Source organism: Enterobacter sp. (assembly GCF_977039595.1).
This window is the reverse complement of the sequence record NZ_CDRQYH010000012.1, coordinates 19,801-35,017: the sequence shown is the minus strand read 5'-3', so window position 1 is coordinate 35,017 and position 15,217 is coordinate 19,801. Positions and strand designations below refer to the sequence as shown.

The following is a 15,217-nucleotide window of genomic DNA, read 5'->3' as shown; positions in this document are numbered from 1 at the left end:
TCGTTTGGTCAGCGCGCGCCAAGCACGGCTTCGACACCGCTGACGTAGTTTTCAATGGCGTAGTTATGACAGACGTTCTGGTAAGCAGCTGCCGCCAGTCGAGCCCGCAGTTCCGCGTCTGCCCAGATATTGTCCAGATGTTGTGCAAGTTGTGAAACATCGCTCCAGGGGAAGAGCAGACCTGTCGAATCATGGTCAATCAATTCTGCCGTGCCGGTCACCTGAGAGCCAATCACGGGGATATTGAGAAGCATCGCTTCCAGCACCACGCGCGGTAGCCCTTCGCTTTTTGAGGCGAGGATAAAGGCGTCAAACGTAGCGAGGTAATCAAACGGGGTGTTCTGAAAACCGGTGAAGATGACGTGATGTTCAATTCCCAGCGCTCGGGCCTGTTCCGCTAAAGCGCGGCGTTCGGCACCTTCGCCGACCAGCACCATTTTCCATTTCGCCTGCGGATGCTTCTGGCTGAACTGTGCCAGCGCCTCCAGCGTGTGGTGGTTGGCTTTGCGAGGGATTAAGGATCCAATACTGCCGAACACAAACGTGTCGTCATCGATATTCAGGCGCTGGCGCATCGCACTTCGGTCAGGCAAAGGCTGGTGGATGTCGATGGCATTATTGACCGTCGTACACAGTTCGGGCCGGACGCCATGCTGAAGTAACACGCGTTCAACGCCGTGCGAGACGGCGATGATTTTTGTGGCATGGGCATTAACCAGCTTTACCAGAGGTGGGGTCAAAACAGGTTCAATGCGGCAGTGTTGGATCACCCGCGCCTGCAGGTTCGCCGCCGCCAGATAGCCTTCTTCATTTGAGCCCGGTTGGTTATTCATATAGAGCGTATCGAAACCGCCCTGCGAGAAAAGAGTTTCGATCTTGCTGACGTTAGGCCTGATGCGCCACATAATATCCACGTGACGCGTTAATGCCTTGCGGGCGCTGCGTGAGAAAAACAGCAGGCTACGCCCAGCTTCCTTCAACAATTTGGCCCAGACCGGCTGCGGACGTTGAGGGATCACGATGAGCGGGATCCCGATGCCGTTGAGCACCTGGCCAATCGTCTCACCTTCGGCACGACTATAATCACTGTAAAAACAACAGGTAATATCGAATTTATCGCGATTGATTCGCTTCAGGAGCTCAAGCATACTGTTGGTGCCTCCCCCCCATTCTTTACCCGTATCCAGGAGGAGAATTTTACTTTTGTGCGGCATGTCTGAATCCGTGTGCTACCCTTCATCTGACAGCATTATAAAGAATCTGTTGAAATAAAATAGATTTTTCTATTTTATTGCGCTTCAGGATTAGAGAAAATTTCAAGCGCGTTTATTTTAAAAGTGTGATTCAGGACTTTAACCATCTCTACTCATTTATATAGTATTAATAATATTAATTTAGGCTGCTATTGAGAGTGGGAAAATGTTTAAAATAACGGTCTGCTTATTAACGTTTAATTCTGAGAGATTGTTGCATGATGTTATTCCGCCTCTTTTAAAAATAGCGGATGAAATGGTCGTGGTCGATTCTGGCAGTACGGACAAAACACGATATATTTGTGAAAGCTTTGGACTGCTCCCGGTCTATAAAAAATTTGGCTGGCATGGCGAGCAGATGAACCATGCCATATCCTTAGCCAGCAATGACTGGGTCCTGTGCATCGACAGCGACGAAATTCTTGATCAGGAAACGGTTAATGCCATTTTAAGGTTAAAAGCAGGTGATGAGCCTGAGCCCGGAACGGCATGGCGAATATGCCGCCACTGGTTTGTTCTGGGTGAAGAAGTCCGGACGATTTATCCTGTTTCATCCCCTGATTATCCTGTGCGTCTTTTTAACCGTAAACAGTCCCGGTTTAATAACCGACCGGTAGACGATCAGGTTGAAGGTTTTCTCCGTTGTGAACGTATTCAGGGCTATGTAAAACATGATACGTTTCCCACGCTGCACGAGCTTTTTAATAAATTAAATTGTTATACAACCCGCCTGGTTCAACATCAAAAAATACGGCCCTCTGTTGGGCGCGGCGTAATCAGCGCCATCGGTGCTTTTTTCAAATGGTATCTTTTTAGCGGCGCCTGGCGTAAGGGCAAAGTGGGGGTGGCAACGGGACTGTATGCCACAGCCTATAGTTTTTTGAAGTATTTCAAATCCTGGTATCAGCATCAGGAAAAAAAAGAGTCCGTTGCTAACGAGCAGACGGACTCACAGATTGCGAAATAGGCGTCAGGCTTTCTTGCCCCATCCCTGCCACTGCTGCTGGACGTATTTCACCAGCGTACTGTTACTGATGCTGTCTCCGATGACGGAGAAGAAGCGTGTCGCATAGACCGGTTCAAGCGGCTGCTTCGATACACAGCGCTTCACGCCGCGGAACGGATTACGCGGCGCTGTCGGGACGGGCTGCGCAGAATTCGGTGTAGAGGTATCCACCTGCGGCTCGTTCAGTAGATCGCTCGGACGTACGAGCGTGATATCGGAAGGCAAGGTCGGCAGCATCTGCTGCAGGACGCGAACGGTAGACGGGTGGGGGTGACCGATGGCGATGGCTGAGCCATTGCGGCGGGCCAGCTGTACCGCGCGATTAAACTGCATGCGGATATCGGCTTCGTTCTGGGTATCATCCAGGAACACCTTGCGCTTAATCACCTTTACGCCCGCTCCCTGAGCGGCACGCATCGCCTGGCTGTTGCCGATGGTCATGCTGTCGAGGAAGTAGAGGTTGTAACGCTCCAGCGCCTGCATCACTTTGAGCATACCGTACAGGCTTGACGTCATCGCGCTGCCCATATGGTTGTTCAGCCCTACGGCATACGGCACTTTGTTGTAGGCGTCACGGATGATGCGCTCGATTTCCTCGCTGCTCATGTCCGGGCGCAGGGTATCTTTTTCCAGCGGCTGCTTGCTGAGAGGTGCCATTGGCAGATGGATCAGCACCTGATGGCCGCTGCTGTGTGCTTTGGTCGCCATCTCACGCGCGTGGGGCGCATTTGGAAGGACGGCGACAGAGATGGCCGACGGCATCGCCAGCACCTGATTTTCATAGTGCGGACGATAACCGAAGTCATCAATCACGATAGCGAGTTTACCTGCGTATACCGGTACAGCCAGCGCCAGCGCGCTGACGACGGAGAAAACCATTCGACGAAATTGAAGCAAAACTTATCTTCCCAACCACGGCTGTGGATTGACCGCCTGACCCTGGCGACGAATTTCGAAATAGAGTGACGGGCGGCCCTGACCGCCACTGCTGCCCACAAGGGCGATGGGTTGGCCGGCGCGCACCTGCGTGCCGACGCTGACCAGCGCGCTCTGGTTGTAGCCGTAAAGGCTCATATCACCTTTACCGTGTTCGACCACCACCACCAGTCCGTAACCCTGCAGCCAGTCGGCCAGAATCACGCGGCCATCGGCGATGGCTTTCACTTCGCTACCTTCAGACGCACCGATAACGATCCCTTTCCAACGTAGCTCACCCTGCAGCTGTTCGCCATAGCGATGCAGAATTGAACCACGAACGGGCCAGAAAGCCTGGCCGCGAGGAGAACCCAAACCGCCAGTACGCGACATCAGGGAACGTTCGCTCTCGCTTGGCTTGTAGGTGGTGCCTTTGCGGGACGCTTCCTGCTGCTTGTCGCGAACGGCCTGCGCCTCGCGCGCTTCTTTTTCGGCACGCGCTTTCGCCGCGGCTTCCGCACGGGCGATGCTGTTACGCAGTTTTGATTCGTTGGCGCGCATTTCGCTGAGCTGGCTCTGTCCTTCCTGAATAGAGGACTCAAGGCCGGAAAGGGTTTTCTTACGCTCGTTGCGCGCCTGCTCGAGCTTCGCCTGCTGGGCCTGCTGATCGTAGAGCAGCGTCTGCTGCTGGCTCTGCTTCTCTTCCAGCTCGGCTTTTTGCGTGGTGACCTCTTCGCGCGTCTGCTTCAGTTGCGCGATAGTCTCCTGACGCGCCTGGTTGAGATAGCCAAAGTAGGCCTGCAGGCGCTGGCCGCGCTGGCTCTCTTCGCCGCTGAGGATCAGCTGGAGTCCGGTATGTTCACCCTGGCGGAATGCGGCATCAAGCTGTGCGGCAAGATTGCGCTCCTGCGCATCGCGCTGGCGTTCCAGTTTGGCAATCGACGCGTTCATCTCGTCGATCTGCTTGTTCAACTGGGCAAGGGTGTTTTGCGTTTCACGGAGTTTACGCGCGGCGGCGGAGATCGCCTCTTCCTGTTGCTTTAGCTGGGCAAGAAGTGCGGATCGCTGCTGTTGCTGCTGGCGTACCGCACGCTCTTTGGCGGCGATATCGGCCTGAATGGATTTCAGCTGGTCGCGGTCATCCGCGTGGGCGGATGCGGCGCACAGCAATACGCCAGCGCTGAGTGCGCTGGCGTAAAACAGAGGTCTGACTGATAACCTAAGCGGCTTCACGACCCATGTGATTGAAAAAATCGCCTTTCCCCTCATGGGGAGCGATTATTCCACGATGAACAGCGGCTTACCAGTCATCTCTTCAGGGATCGGCATCCCCATCAGCGACAGCATGGTTGGCGCGATGTCAGAAAGCTTGCCACCCTCCACTGCTTTCAGTGATTTATCACCCACATAAATCAGCGGAACGGGCAGGTTGGTGTGGGCGGTATGCGCCTGGCCAGTCGCCGGGTCGCGCATCTGTTCAGCGTTACCGTGATCTGCGGTGATCAGCAGCTGGCCGCCAACGGATTCAACAGCTTTCGCAACCTGATCAACGCAGTGATCCAGTGCTTCAACCGCTTTCACTGCCGCTTCCATCACCCCGGTATGACCCACCATGTCGCCGTTCGGGTAGTTACAAATGATGGTGTCGTATTTACCGCTCTCGATGGCTGCAACCAGTTTTTCCGTCAATTCTGCAGAGCTCATTTCTGGCTGCAGATCGTAGGTGGCGACTTTCGGTGAGTTGATCAGAATGCGGTCTTCGCCTTTGAACGGTTCTTCAACGCCGCCGTTAAAGAAGAAGGTCACGTGTGCGTATTTTTCAGTTTCGGAAATACGCAGCTGCGTTTTATCGTTCTTCGCCATCCACTCACCGAAGGTGTTTGCCAGCGAGGCTGGTGGATACGCGCATGGGGCTTTGATGTCTGCCGCGTATTCGGTCAGCTGGATGAAGTCGATGTTTACCACTTTCTTGCGGGCAAAACCGTCGAAGTCGCTGTTGACGAAAGCACGGGTGATTTCGCGCGCGCGGTCAGCGCGGAAGTTCATGAAGATCAGCGCGTCGCCATCTTCCATGGCGGCGTCGGCCTGACCTTCAGCGCGAATGACGGACGCTTTGACGAATTCGTCGTTTTCATCACGAGCATAAGCTGCTTCCAGCGCTTCAACGGCGGTCGCGAACTGGAACTCACCTTTTGCCAGGGTCAAAAGGTCATAGGCCTGTTCAACGCGATCCCAGCGGTTGTCGCGGTCCATGGCGTAGTAACGGCCAATAATGGATGCTACGCGGCCTTTACCCAGCGCGGCGAATTTGTCTTCGAAGGCTTGCAGAGAGCCTTTTGCGCTGCGTGGTGGCGTATCGCGACCGTCCAGGAAGGCGTGCAGATAGATTTTTTCCGCCCCGCGTTCAGCGGCCAGTTCAACCATCGCCATGATGTGATCTTCGTGGCTGTGCACGCCGCCAGCAGAGAGCAGGCCCATAATGTGTACAGCCTTGCCAGCGGCAACGGCTTTATCGACCGCGCCAGACAGCGTTGGGTTGGAGAAGAAGGTGCGTTCTTTGATTTCAACGTCCAGACGCGTCAGGTCCTGATACACAATACGCCCGGCGCCCAGGTTTACGTGACCGACTTCGGAGTTGCCCATCTGGCGGTCCGGCAGGCCCACTTCCAGGCCAGACGCGTCAATCAGCGTATGTGGACGTTTTGCCCACAGGGCATCCATGACCGGGGTTTTGGCGTTGAAAATAGCGTTATCCTGGCTATCTTCACGGTAGCCATAACCATCCAGAATCACCAGTACCATAGGTTTTTTAGAAACCGACATTGCGACAACCTCATGCTCAAGAGTCAAAATTTGCGTAATTTTACTACAGCTGAATCGATCAAATAGCCGCAGAAGATCAAAGAAAGCGCAGTGGCAAGGTGCCCTCCAGACCATTTTGAGGCATTTTTTTAGGTGGCATGCCGCAGAAAATGGATTAGGTTATGGTCGCTGGCTGTATTTGCCAGAACGCACAGGTATACTCCTGTCCTGGTTTTTTTATCAATTAGTCGGGAGTAGTTACCCTCCATGCAAGAAATTATGCAATTCGTTAGCCGCCATCCGGTTCTGAGCATCGCGTGGATTGGCCTGCTGGCTGCTGTGCTGTTCACCACATTTAAGAGCCTGACGTCTAAGATTAAGGTTATCACCCGTGGTGAAGCGACGCGTCTGATTAACAAAGAAGATGCCGTCGTTGTCGATCTGCGTCAGCGTGACGATTTCCGTAAAGGTCACATTGCGGGCGCAATCAACCTGTTGCCAGCTGAAATCAAAGCGAACAACGTCGGTGAGCTTGAAAAACACAAAGCCCAGCCGATTATCGTTGTCGATGCGACCGGCATGCAGGCACAAGAATCTGCCAGCGCGCTTCATAAAGCAGGCTTCGAAAACGTAACTGTGCTGAAAGAAGGTATTTCCGGCTGGAGCGGGGAAAATCTTCCTTTGGTGCGCGGTAAATAAGGAGTTCAGTCATGGCCAATATTGAGATCTATACCAAAGCGACGTGTCCGTTCTGCCATCGTGCGAAAGCGCTGCTGAACAGCAAGGGCGTCACGTTCCAGGAACTGCCGATCGACGGTGACGCGATTAAACGCGAAGAGATGATCAAACGTAGTGGTCGCACGACGGTTCCGCAGATTTTTATTGATGCGCAGCACATTGGCGGCTGTGATGACTTGTATGCGCTCGACGCCCGTGGTGGACTCGATCCGCTGCTGAGCTAAGAGACTTTAGGACAATTAAAAAGGGTATTTCCATGTCAGAACAAAACAACACCGAAATGACTTTCCAGATCCAGCGTATCTACACCAAGGATGTCTCTTTCGAAGCGCCAAATGCGCCACACGTTTTCCAGAAAGATTGGCAGCCAGAGGTTAAACTTGATCTGGATACCGCATCTACCCAACTGGCAGATGACGTGTATGAAGTCGTGCTGCGTGTGACCGTTACCGCATCCCTGGGTGAAGAAACTGCATTCCTGTGTGAAGTACAGCAGGGCGGCATCTTCTCTATCGGCGGTATCGAAGGCAACCAGATGGCACATTGCCTGGGTGCGTACTGCCCGAACATTCTGTTCCCGTATGCGCGTGAATGCATCACCAGCCTGGTTTCTCGCGGTACATTCCCGCAACTGAACCTTGCGCCAGTTAACTTTGATGCGCTGTTCATGAACTATCTGCAGCAGCAAGCTGGCGAAGGTGCTGAACAACATCAGGATGCCTGATGAGCACTGTTAATGCGTCAATGACTGTGATCGGTGCCGGCTCATACGGCACCGCTCTTGCCATCACGCTGGCAAGAAATGGTCACGATGTGGTCCTCTGGGGCCACGACCCAAAACATATCGCAACGCTGCAGCGCGATCGTTGTAACGTCGCGTTTCTCCCGGACGTTCCGTTCCCTGACTCCCTGCACCTTGAAAGCGACCTTGCGACCGCGCTGGCGGCCAGCCGCAACATTCTGATTGTGGTTCCGAGCCATGTCTTTGGCGACGTGCTGCGTCAGATTAAGCCGTTGATGCGCCCGGATGCGCGCATTGTCTGGGCGACTAAAGGACTGGAAGCAGAAACCGGACGCCTGCTGCAGGACGTTGCCCGTGAAGCGCTGGGTGATGAGATCCCGCTAGCGGTCATCTCCGGCCCGACCTTTGCCAAAGAGCTGGCCGCTGGCCTGCCGACGGCGATTTCGCTGGCCTCAACCGATCGGGCCTTCTCCGACGATCTTCAACAGCTGCTGCACTGCGGCAAGAGCTTCCGCGTCTACAGTAACCCCGATTTTATCGGCGTGCAGTTGGGCGGAGCGGTGAAGAACGTGATTGCGATTGGTGCCGGGATGTCCGACGGCATTGGTTTTGGTGCCAACGCGCGCACGGCGCTGATCACCCGCGGTCTGACCGAGATGTCCCGCCTGGGCGAAGCGCTGGGTGCCGATCCGGCCACCTTTATGGGAATGGCTGGCCTGGGCGACCTGGTGCTGACCTGTACCGACAACCAGTCTCGTAACCGCCGTTTTGGCATGATGCTCGGACAGGGCAGCAATGTGAAAGACGCGCAGGAGAAGATTGGTCAGGTGGTGGAAGGCTACCGCAATACCAAAGAAGTCCGCGAGTTGGCGCACCGTTTCGGTGTCGAAATGCCAATAACCGAGGAAATTTATCAGGTATTGTATTGCGGAAAAAATGCGCGCGAGGCAGCATTGACCTTATTAGGTCGTGCGCGCAAGGACGAGCGCAGCAGTAACTAGTCGGAACCGTTGTCACCTGAATGACCCAGCCAGCGCAGAACTGGCTGGTCATTAACTATCGTCTGGAGTAAGCAATGCCGTGTGAAGAACTGGATATCGTCTGGAACAACATTAAAGCCGAAGCCCGGGCGCTGGCCGACTGTGAGCCTATGCTGGCCAGTTTCTACCACGCAACGCTACTCAAGCACGAAAACCTCGGCAGCGCGCTCAGCTATATGCTCGCCAACAAGCTGGCATCCTCAATAATGCCTGCTATCGCTATCCGTGAAGTGGTGGAAGAGGCTTACGCCGCTGACCCGGAAATGATCGCCTCTGCCGCCTGTGATATCCAGGCCGTGCGCACCCGTGACCCGGCGGTCGATAAATATTCTACGCCGCTGCTGTACCTGAAAGGCTTCCACGCCCTGCAGGCGTACCGCATTGGCCACTGGCTGTGGAATGAAGGCCGCCGCGCGCTGGCGATCTTCCTGCAAAACCAGGTTTCCGTGACGTTTCAGGTTGATATTCACCCGGCGGCGAAGATTGGCCGTGGGATCATGCTCGACCACGCCACCGGGATTGTTGTCGGGGAAACGGCAGTGATTGAAGACGACGTCTCGATCCTGCAGTCGGTTACCCTGGGCGGTACCGGCAAAACCAGCGGCGATCGCCATCCGAAAATTCGTGAAGGGGTGATGATAGGCGCGGGTGCCAAAATCCTCGGCAATATCGAAGTCGGACGCGGCGCGAAGATCGGCGCAGGTTCCGTGGTGCTCCAGCCTGTGCCACCGCATACTACCGCCGCTGGCGTACCGGCGCGCATCGTCGGTAAGCCAGACAGCGACAAGCCGTCCATGGACATGGATCAGCACTTCAACGGCATTCACCATACCTTCGAGTATGGCGACGGCATTTAACTTCTGAGAATGGCGCCCGGATATCCCAGCTGGCGCCATGCTTCATACACCACCACCGACACCGCGTTCGACAGGTTCATGCTGCGGCTGTCCGGCATCATCGGAATACGGATTTTCTGCTCAGCGGGCAGGGCATCCAGAATCGTGGCCGGCAGGCCGCGGGTTTCCGGGCCAAACATCAGATAGTCACCTGCCTGATAGCTTACGGCGCTGTGCGCTGGCGTGCCTTTGGTGGTCAGGGCGAACATGCGCTGCGGCTGCTCGGCTTCCAGAAACGCGGCGTAATCGTGGTGGCGAATAACGGCGGTAAATTCATGGTAATCCAGCCCTGCGCGACGCAGACGTTTGTCGTCCCACGTAAAGCCCATTGGCTCAATGATGTGCAGACGAAAACCGGTGTTTGCACACAGGCGGATGATATTGCCGGTATTCGGCGGAATTTCTGGTTCGAATAAAACGATGTTAAGCATGCAGCCCCCTTAATTGCGGGGGCAGGATAGCAGAAAAGAGAGCAACTACGCGACGCCGGGTTCCTGCGAGCGGCTATACAGCATTTTGTAGACGGTTGCCGCGGCGGCCACCAGAGCGGGTACGCTGAGGATCATTAAAATACTGTCCGCCTGCCACTGCATCGAAAGAAGCTGGGCGCTGGTCATGGTTCCCGCCACGCCGCCAAAGCGGCCGATCCCCTGCATCCAGGCGATGCCCGTCGCGCGGCACTCGGTAGGGTAAAAGGTGGCGGCCAGGGTTTGCATGCCCGACTGCGCGCCGTTCATCGCGATCCCCATCAGGAAGATCAGCCCGCCAAACAGGGCGATATGATTATGCTCCATGCCGAGTAGCAGGATCAGCCCCATCGTCAGGATAAACCCGCCCGCGACCACCTTGTGCGCTTCCCAACGGTCCATCATCCAGCCCGCGAGCAGGATCCCGGCCGTGCCGCCGAAGGTGAACAGCGAGGTGAGCCAGGCTGACTCCGCCAGCGCATAACCCATCCCCTGCATTAGCGTCGGCATCCAGCTCAGCAGGACGTAGTAAATCACCAGCCCCATAAAATAGGTCACCCACAGCATCAGGGTGCCGGGCAGCCAGGGCATCGAAAACAGCTGCGACACGCTTCCTTTTTTAGACGCGACTTTCTCCTCCGCCAGGAAAAAGCCCGTGACGCTATCCAGCGTGCTGCGGGCGAACCGGTTGGCGATGCGGCGGACCTGCATGACATCTCTTCCGCGCTGCACCAGAAACTTCACCGACTCCGGCAACAGCAGCGCCAGCAGCAGCGTTAAAACCAGCGGCGCAATCGCGCCGGTCAGCAGTACGCTTCGCCAGCCGTGATGGGGGATAAGCCAGGACGAGATCGCGCCGCCGCCCGCCGCACCCAGAGGGAAGCCGCAGTACATGGTGTTAATCGCCATGGCGCGACAGCGCTGGGGGGCAAACTCGGAGATAAGCGTAATGGCGTTGGGCATCGCAGCTCCGAGCCCGAGCCCCGTCAGGAAGCGCCACAGCGTCAGGGTATTCAGACTTTGCGCCCAGGCCGTCCCCAGGCTCGCCAGGCCGAAGAACAGGCACGAAAAGACCAGCACGCGCTTGCGCCCCATCCGGTCCGATACCGGACCGGCGATCAGCGCACCCAGCGACAGCCCCAGCAGCGCCGCGCTCAGCACCGGCCCCAGATCCTGTTTATGAATCCCCCATTCTGCCGACAGCGTAGGCGCGATGTAGCCCATCGCCGCCGTATCAAAGCCATCGATCGCCAGAACCAGAAAGCCCAGCACAATGAGCAGCCAGTGAAATCCTGAAAAGCGACTTTCATCGATCACCTGCTGAATATCCACTTTACCTGAATAGTTCATACGCTCCCCTCTGATGTGATGTTGTTTTTGTGTTCTTGTATTTGCTTGTCTATACAATTGCGGGCGGCAGGTGTATGTCAAATTTTCTTATTAAATATGTTATCTGGATGTTATTTTCGGCATAAAAAAAGCGCCCGAGGGGAAGATCGGACGCGTGAGAAAGGGGTGTTAACGAGGGGAAGAATTTAAGCCGCGTTTCCCTGAGCAAGGGGAGCCAGCGCCGCCGGTAACTTGCTTAACTCCTGCACCAGGGAGTCTCTGCTGATTTCGCCGATCGTTTTCGCACCGGTCAGCGTCATCGCCACCTTCATCTCTTTTTCGATCAGGTTGAGCAGATTCGCCACGCCTGCCTGACCGGCCGTCGCCAGGGCGTACAGATAAGCGCGTCCCAGCAGCACGCTGTCGGCACCCAGCGCAATCATGCGCACCACGTCCAGCCCGTTGCGGATCCCGCTGTCGGCCAGGATGGTAATATCGCCCTTCACCGCATCGGCTATCGCCGGCAGGGCGCGTGCGGAGGAGAGCACCCCGTCAAGCTGACGTCCGCCGTGGTTAGAGACCACAATCCCGTCAGCGCCAAAGCGTACCGCATCGCGGGCATCTTCCGGGTCGAGGACCCCCTTGATCACCATCGGGCCGTCCCAGAACTCGCGGATCCACTCCAGGTCTTTCCACGAGATCGACGGATCGAAGTTGTTCGCCAGCCAGCCGATGTAATCCTCCAGCCCGGTCGGTTTGCCAAGGTAGGCCGAGATATTCCCCAGATCGTGTGGACGACCGTTCAGGCCGACGTCCCACGCCCACTGCGGATGCGTTACCGCCTGCCAGTAGCGGCGGAGCGCCGCATTTGGGCCGCTCATGCCGGAGTGGGCATCACGATAGCGCGCGCCGGGGGTCGGCATATCGACGGTAAAGACCAGCGTGGAGCAGCCCGCCGCTTTGGCACGCTCGAGCGCGTTACGCATAAAGCCGCGATCGCGCAGGACGTACAGCTGGAACCACATCGGGCGTTTGATGGTTGGGGCGACCTCTTCAATCGGACAAACCGAGACGGTAGAGAGGGTAAACGGAATGCCTTTGGCATCCGCTGCAGCGGCGGCCTGCACTTCGCCACGGCGGGCATACATACCGCACAGGCCTACGGGCGCGAGCGCGACGGGCATGGAAAGCGTTTCGTTAAACAGTTTCGTCTCAAGGCTCAGGTCAGACATATTCTTCAGCACGCGCTGGCGCAGAGCCACCTCCGACAGATCCTCCACGTTGCGGCGCAGGGTGTATTCGGCATACGCCCCGCCGTCGATGTAGTGGAACAGGAACGGGGGCAAAATGCGCTGCGCCGCGGCGCGATAGTCACTGGCTGCTGAAATAATCATGCTTTGTTCTCCCTGGAAATATCACTGTCGCCAGGCAGACGGGTAATACGCGCCTGTCGGGCCTGGTCTTCATCGAATCGTTTGATGGTGGTATGCACGAAACCGAGATGCGCCATCATTGCTTTGCGCGCGGCTTCGGCGTCACCGGCCAGAATGGCGTTGAGCACCGCCTCGTGCTGTTCGGTCAGTTGGGCAAACACCGGCGGAACCAGATACATGCGCTGGCGGCTCTGCTTCACGGAGGATTGCAGCAGGTCGAAAAACCCGCGCATGGTCTGGAGCAGCACCACATTGTGCGACGCCTCGGCAATCGCAAGGTGAAAACGGACGTCCGCCTGGGAGGCGATATCCGGGTCGCTGCTTTGCGTGGCCTCAAAGCAGGCGATGAGTTTCTCTTTGTCGGCGTCGGTTGCCCGCATGGCCGCGTGCCAGGCGGTACTGGTTTCGATGGCGTGACGCGCTTCAAGGATGTCGAAGCTGTAGTCCGGGTCGTTCTCCATCAGCGTTTTCAGCGGCTGAACGATGTTTTGCTCGGACCAGTCGTCATTCTGCCAGCGCACAAAGGTGCCGCCGCCGCGACGGCTTACCAGTACCCCTTCGCTGACCAGCGTCGCCAGCGCCTCGCGCAGTGAATTACGCGACACGCCAAGCTGGGCGGCGAGCTGGCGTTCGGCGGGCAACTTCATGCCCGCTTCCAGCTGTTGTTCTTCAATCAGCGCCCGCACGCGAGAGGCAATCTCGTCGGACAGGCGTCTGGGCATCACTATCATGGGATCATCCAGGTTAAGACATAGGCCTGCAGGGTGGTGATCACCCCGACCATGCAGGTGAATATAAGGCTGTGTTTCACGGTAAAGCGGAACAGATCCGACTCTTTACCGACCAGTCCCACCGCCGCACAGGCAATGGCAATGGACTGCGGGGAGATCATTTTCCCGGTCACGCCGCCCGTCGTGTTTGCGGCCACCAGCAGGACGTCCGACACGCCAATCTGCTGGGCCGCCGTGGCCTGCAGTGCGGCAAACAGGGCGTTAGACGAGGTATCGGAACCGGTCAGGAACACCCCCAGCCAGCCGAGGAACGGCGAGAAGAAGGTGAAGGCGTGGCTGGTATGTGCCAGCGCCAGTGCCAGCGTCGATGACAGTCCGGAGTAGTTCGAGATAAACGCGAACGCCAGCACCATGCCGATGGAGTAAATCGGCAGCATCAGCTCTTTAACGGTCGCCGCAAAGGTCTGTACCGCAGCCGCAGGCTTCATGCGCAGCCACACCACGGAAAGAATAGCGGCAAACAGGATGGCGGTCCCGGTGGCGGAGAACCAGTCGAATTTATAGACCGCGGCATACGGCGTGGCGGCGTGCACTACCGGCGGCATACGGGCGACCATCTTGTCGAGAAACGGCACGGAGATATTAATCACCATGTCGTACAGCGCGCCGCCAGGGGCGAACAGAGCTTTAAACGGCGGGATGCTCCACAGCGTAACCGTGGCGGTCAGGAACAGGAACGGCGACCAGGCGCGGATCACCTGGCCTGCGGTGTAGCCGGTGCGGGCCAGCGTTTGATCGACCTGCGAGGCGCCCATGTCGGCGAAGCGGAAAATACGGACCGGCTGCCAGCGTTTCAGGAACAGCGTCAGGCAGACCAGAGAAACCAGCGAAGAGATGATGTCCGGCAGCTCCGGGCCAAGGAAGTTCGAGCTGAGGTACTGGGCGATAGCGAACGAACCGCCCGCCACCATCACCGCAGGCCAGGTCTCCTTCACGCCGCGCCAGCCGTCCATAATCGCCATGATCCAGAACAGGACGATAATGGTCAGGAAGGGCAGCTGGCGGCCAACCATCTGGCCGATCTCGAAGCTGTCCAGCCCGGTGACCTGCCCGGCCACCAGAATCGGAATACCCATCGCGCCAAACGCAACCGGTGCGGTGTTCACAATCAGGCACAGGCCCGCGGCATAGAGCGGGTTAAAGCCCAGACCCACCAGCAGCGCGGCGGTGATCGCCACCGGTGCGCCAAAACCTGCCGCGCCTTCCAGAAACGCCCCGAAGGAGAAGCCAACAATCAGCATCTGCAGGCGCTGGTCCGGCGTGATGGAGAGAATCGACGAGCGGATAATGTCGAACTGCCCGGTTTTCACCGAGATTTTATAGACAAAGACCGCCGCGATGATTATCCATGCAATCGGCCACAGGCCGTAGAAGAAACCGTAGACGACGGAGGCCAGCGCGCGATCGACCGGCATTTTGTAGAAGAACAGCGCCACCATCAGGGCGATGGCAACGGTATACGTCGCGGCGAGGTAGCCCTTCAGCTTGAGCTTAATCAGCGCAAAGAAGAAGAACATGATCGGAAACGATGCGATCAGGCTCGACAGCCAGATATTTCCAGCCGGGTCGTAGTTTTGTTGCCAGAGGCTCATGCAGGTCTCCTGGGGACCAGACAGCCTGCGCTGCGGGTGAGTCTCCGCTCAACTCTGCGTCACAGGTTGTGTAAAAGTGGTCCTGCCAATGTTGTGTTGTAGGGTTAATGACAATGAATGGTTAACCAGATGTTATGAGCTAGCAATGGTTTTGTGAGCGGAAATAATGGAATTGTGAACAGGGGGAGGATTGATTGCGCTATTGGTTGGACC

Annotated in this window: 15 protein-coding genes; 6 read left to right on the top strand and 9 right to left on the bottom strand. The window is 56.8% G+C overall.

Annotated elements, in window-relative coordinates; all coding sequences use genetic code 11:
* Window positions 1–8: 8 nt before the first annotated feature.
* The gene (locus ACWYRJ_RS06040) at window positions 9–1,214 is read right to left on the bottom strand and encodes a glycosyltransferase (RefSeq protein WP_223580892.1); all 1,206 of its coding nucleotides are present in this window, start codon (window positions 1,212–1,214) and stop codon (window positions 9–11) included.
* Window positions 1,215–1,419: 205 nt separating this feature from the next.
* Between ACWYRJ_RS06040 and ACWYRJ_RS06035 the strand changes: the two genes are divergently transcribed.
* Window positions 1,420–2,220, top strand: a complete 801-nt coding sequence (locus tag ACWYRJ_RS06035) for a glycosyltransferase family 2 protein (protein ID WP_455507569.1) — start codon at window positions 1,420–1,422, stop codon at window positions 2,218–2,220.
* Window positions 2,221–2,223: 3 nt separating this feature from the next.
* Here ACWYRJ_RS06035 and ACWYRJ_RS06030 read toward each other — a convergent pair whose 3' ends face one another.
* From ACWYRJ_RS06030 to gpmM, 3 genes are read right to left on the bottom strand one after another with little or no spacing between them, the layout of a single operon-like run.
* Entirely contained in the window at window positions 2,224–3,156 is a 933-nt protein-coding gene (locus tag ACWYRJ_RS06030) for a divergent polysaccharide deacetylase family protein (RefSeq protein ID WP_455507568.1), read from the bottom strand.
* A gap of 3 nt (window positions 3,157–3,159) precedes the next feature.
* Window positions 3,160–4,419: a murein hydrolase activator EnvC gene (gene envC / locus ACWYRJ_RS06025; RefSeq protein WP_245405367.1), complete on the bottom strand. Its 1,260-nt coding sequence runs from the start codon at window positions 4,417–4,419 to the stop codon at window positions 3,160–3,162.
* Window positions 4,420–4,452: 33 nt separating this feature from the next.
* On the bottom strand, window positions 4,453–5,997 hold the full coding sequence (gene gpmM / locus ACWYRJ_RS06020; RefSeq protein ID WP_133293523.1) for a 2,3-bisphosphoglycerate-independent phosphoglycerate mutase: 1,545 nt from the start codon (window positions 5,995–5,997) through the stop codon (window positions 4,453–4,455).
* 246 nt (window positions 5,998–6,243) lie between these two features.
* Between gpmM and ACWYRJ_RS06015 the strand changes: the two genes are divergently transcribed.
* From ACWYRJ_RS06015 to cysE, 5 genes are all read left to right on the top strand, one after another.
* Complete coding sequence (locus tag ACWYRJ_RS06015; protein ID WP_023309913.1) at window positions 6,244–6,675, top strand: rhodanese-like domain-containing protein; 432 nt, start codon at window positions 6,244–6,246, stop codon at window positions 6,673–6,675.
* 11 nt (window positions 6,676–6,686) lie between these two features.
* Window positions 6,687–6,938 carry a glutaredoxin 3 gene (grxC, locus tag ACWYRJ_RS06010; protein WP_023309914.1) on the top strand — a complete coding sequence of 84 codons (252 nt, stop codon included), beginning with the start codon at window positions 6,687–6,689 and terminating at the stop codon, window positions 6,936–6,938.
* A gap of 32 nt (window positions 6,939–6,970) precedes the next feature.
* On the top strand, window positions 6,971–7,438 hold the full coding sequence (gene secB / locus ACWYRJ_RS06005) for a protein-export chaperone SecB (RefSeq protein ID WP_003860835.1): 468 nt from the start codon (window positions 6,971–6,973) through the stop codon (window positions 7,436–7,438).
* Window positions 7,438–8,457: an NAD(P)H-dependent glycerol-3-phosphate dehydrogenase gene (gene gpsA, locus ACWYRJ_RS06000; protein ID WP_115876693.1), complete on the top strand. Its 1,020-nt coding sequence runs from the start codon at window positions 7,438–7,440 to the stop codon at window positions 8,455–8,457. Before secB ends, gpsA begins: the two co-directional genes overlap by 1 nt.
* A 74-nt stretch (window positions 8,458–8,531) precedes the next feature.
* The gene (gene cysE, locus ACWYRJ_RS05995) at window positions 8,532–9,353 is read left to right on the top strand and encodes a serine O-acetyltransferase (RefSeq protein ID WP_008502718.1); all 822 of its coding nucleotides are present in this window, start codon (window positions 8,532–8,534) and stop codon (window positions 9,351–9,353) included.
* Here cysE and trmL read toward each other — a convergent pair.
* From trmL to lldP, 5 genes are all read right to left on the bottom strand, one after another.
* A complete protein-coding gene (gene trmL / locus ACWYRJ_RS05990) occupies window positions 9,350–9,823 on the bottom strand; it encodes a tRNA (uridine(34)/cytosine(34)/5-carboxymethylaminomethyluridine(34)-2'-O)-methyltransferase TrmL (RefSeq protein ID WP_021242431.1) in 474 nt (157 codons plus the stop codon). The two genes, cysE and trmL, sit on opposite strands and share 4 nt — an antisense overlap.
* 45 nt (window positions 9,824–9,868) lie before the next feature.
* A complete protein-coding gene (locus ACWYRJ_RS05985; protein WP_223580902.1) occupies window positions 9,869–11,209 on the bottom strand; it encodes an MFS transporter in 1,341 nt (446 codons plus the stop codon).
* 185 nt (window positions 11,210–11,394) lie between these two features.
* On the bottom strand, window positions 11,395–12,582 hold the full coding sequence (gene lldD, locus ACWYRJ_RS05980; protein ID WP_149367261.1) for an FMN-dependent L-lactate dehydrogenase LldD: 1,188 nt from the start codon (window positions 12,580–12,582) through the stop codon (window positions 11,395–11,397).
* Window positions 12,579–13,352, bottom strand: coding sequence for a transcriptional regulator LldR (lldR, locus tag ACWYRJ_RS05975; protein WP_455507567.1), 774 nt, complete (start codon window positions 13,350–13,352; stop codon window positions 12,579–12,581). The genes lldD and lldR overlap by 4 nt, the downstream gene beginning before the upstream one ends.
* Window positions 13,349–15,004, bottom strand: a complete 1,656-nt coding sequence (gene lldP, locus ACWYRJ_RS05970) for an L-lactate permease (protein ID WP_455507566.1) — start codon at window positions 15,002–15,004, stop codon at window positions 13,349–13,351. Before lldP ends, lldR begins: the two co-directional genes overlap by 4 nt.
* Between the last annotated feature and the right edge of the window lie 213 nt (window positions 15,005–15,217).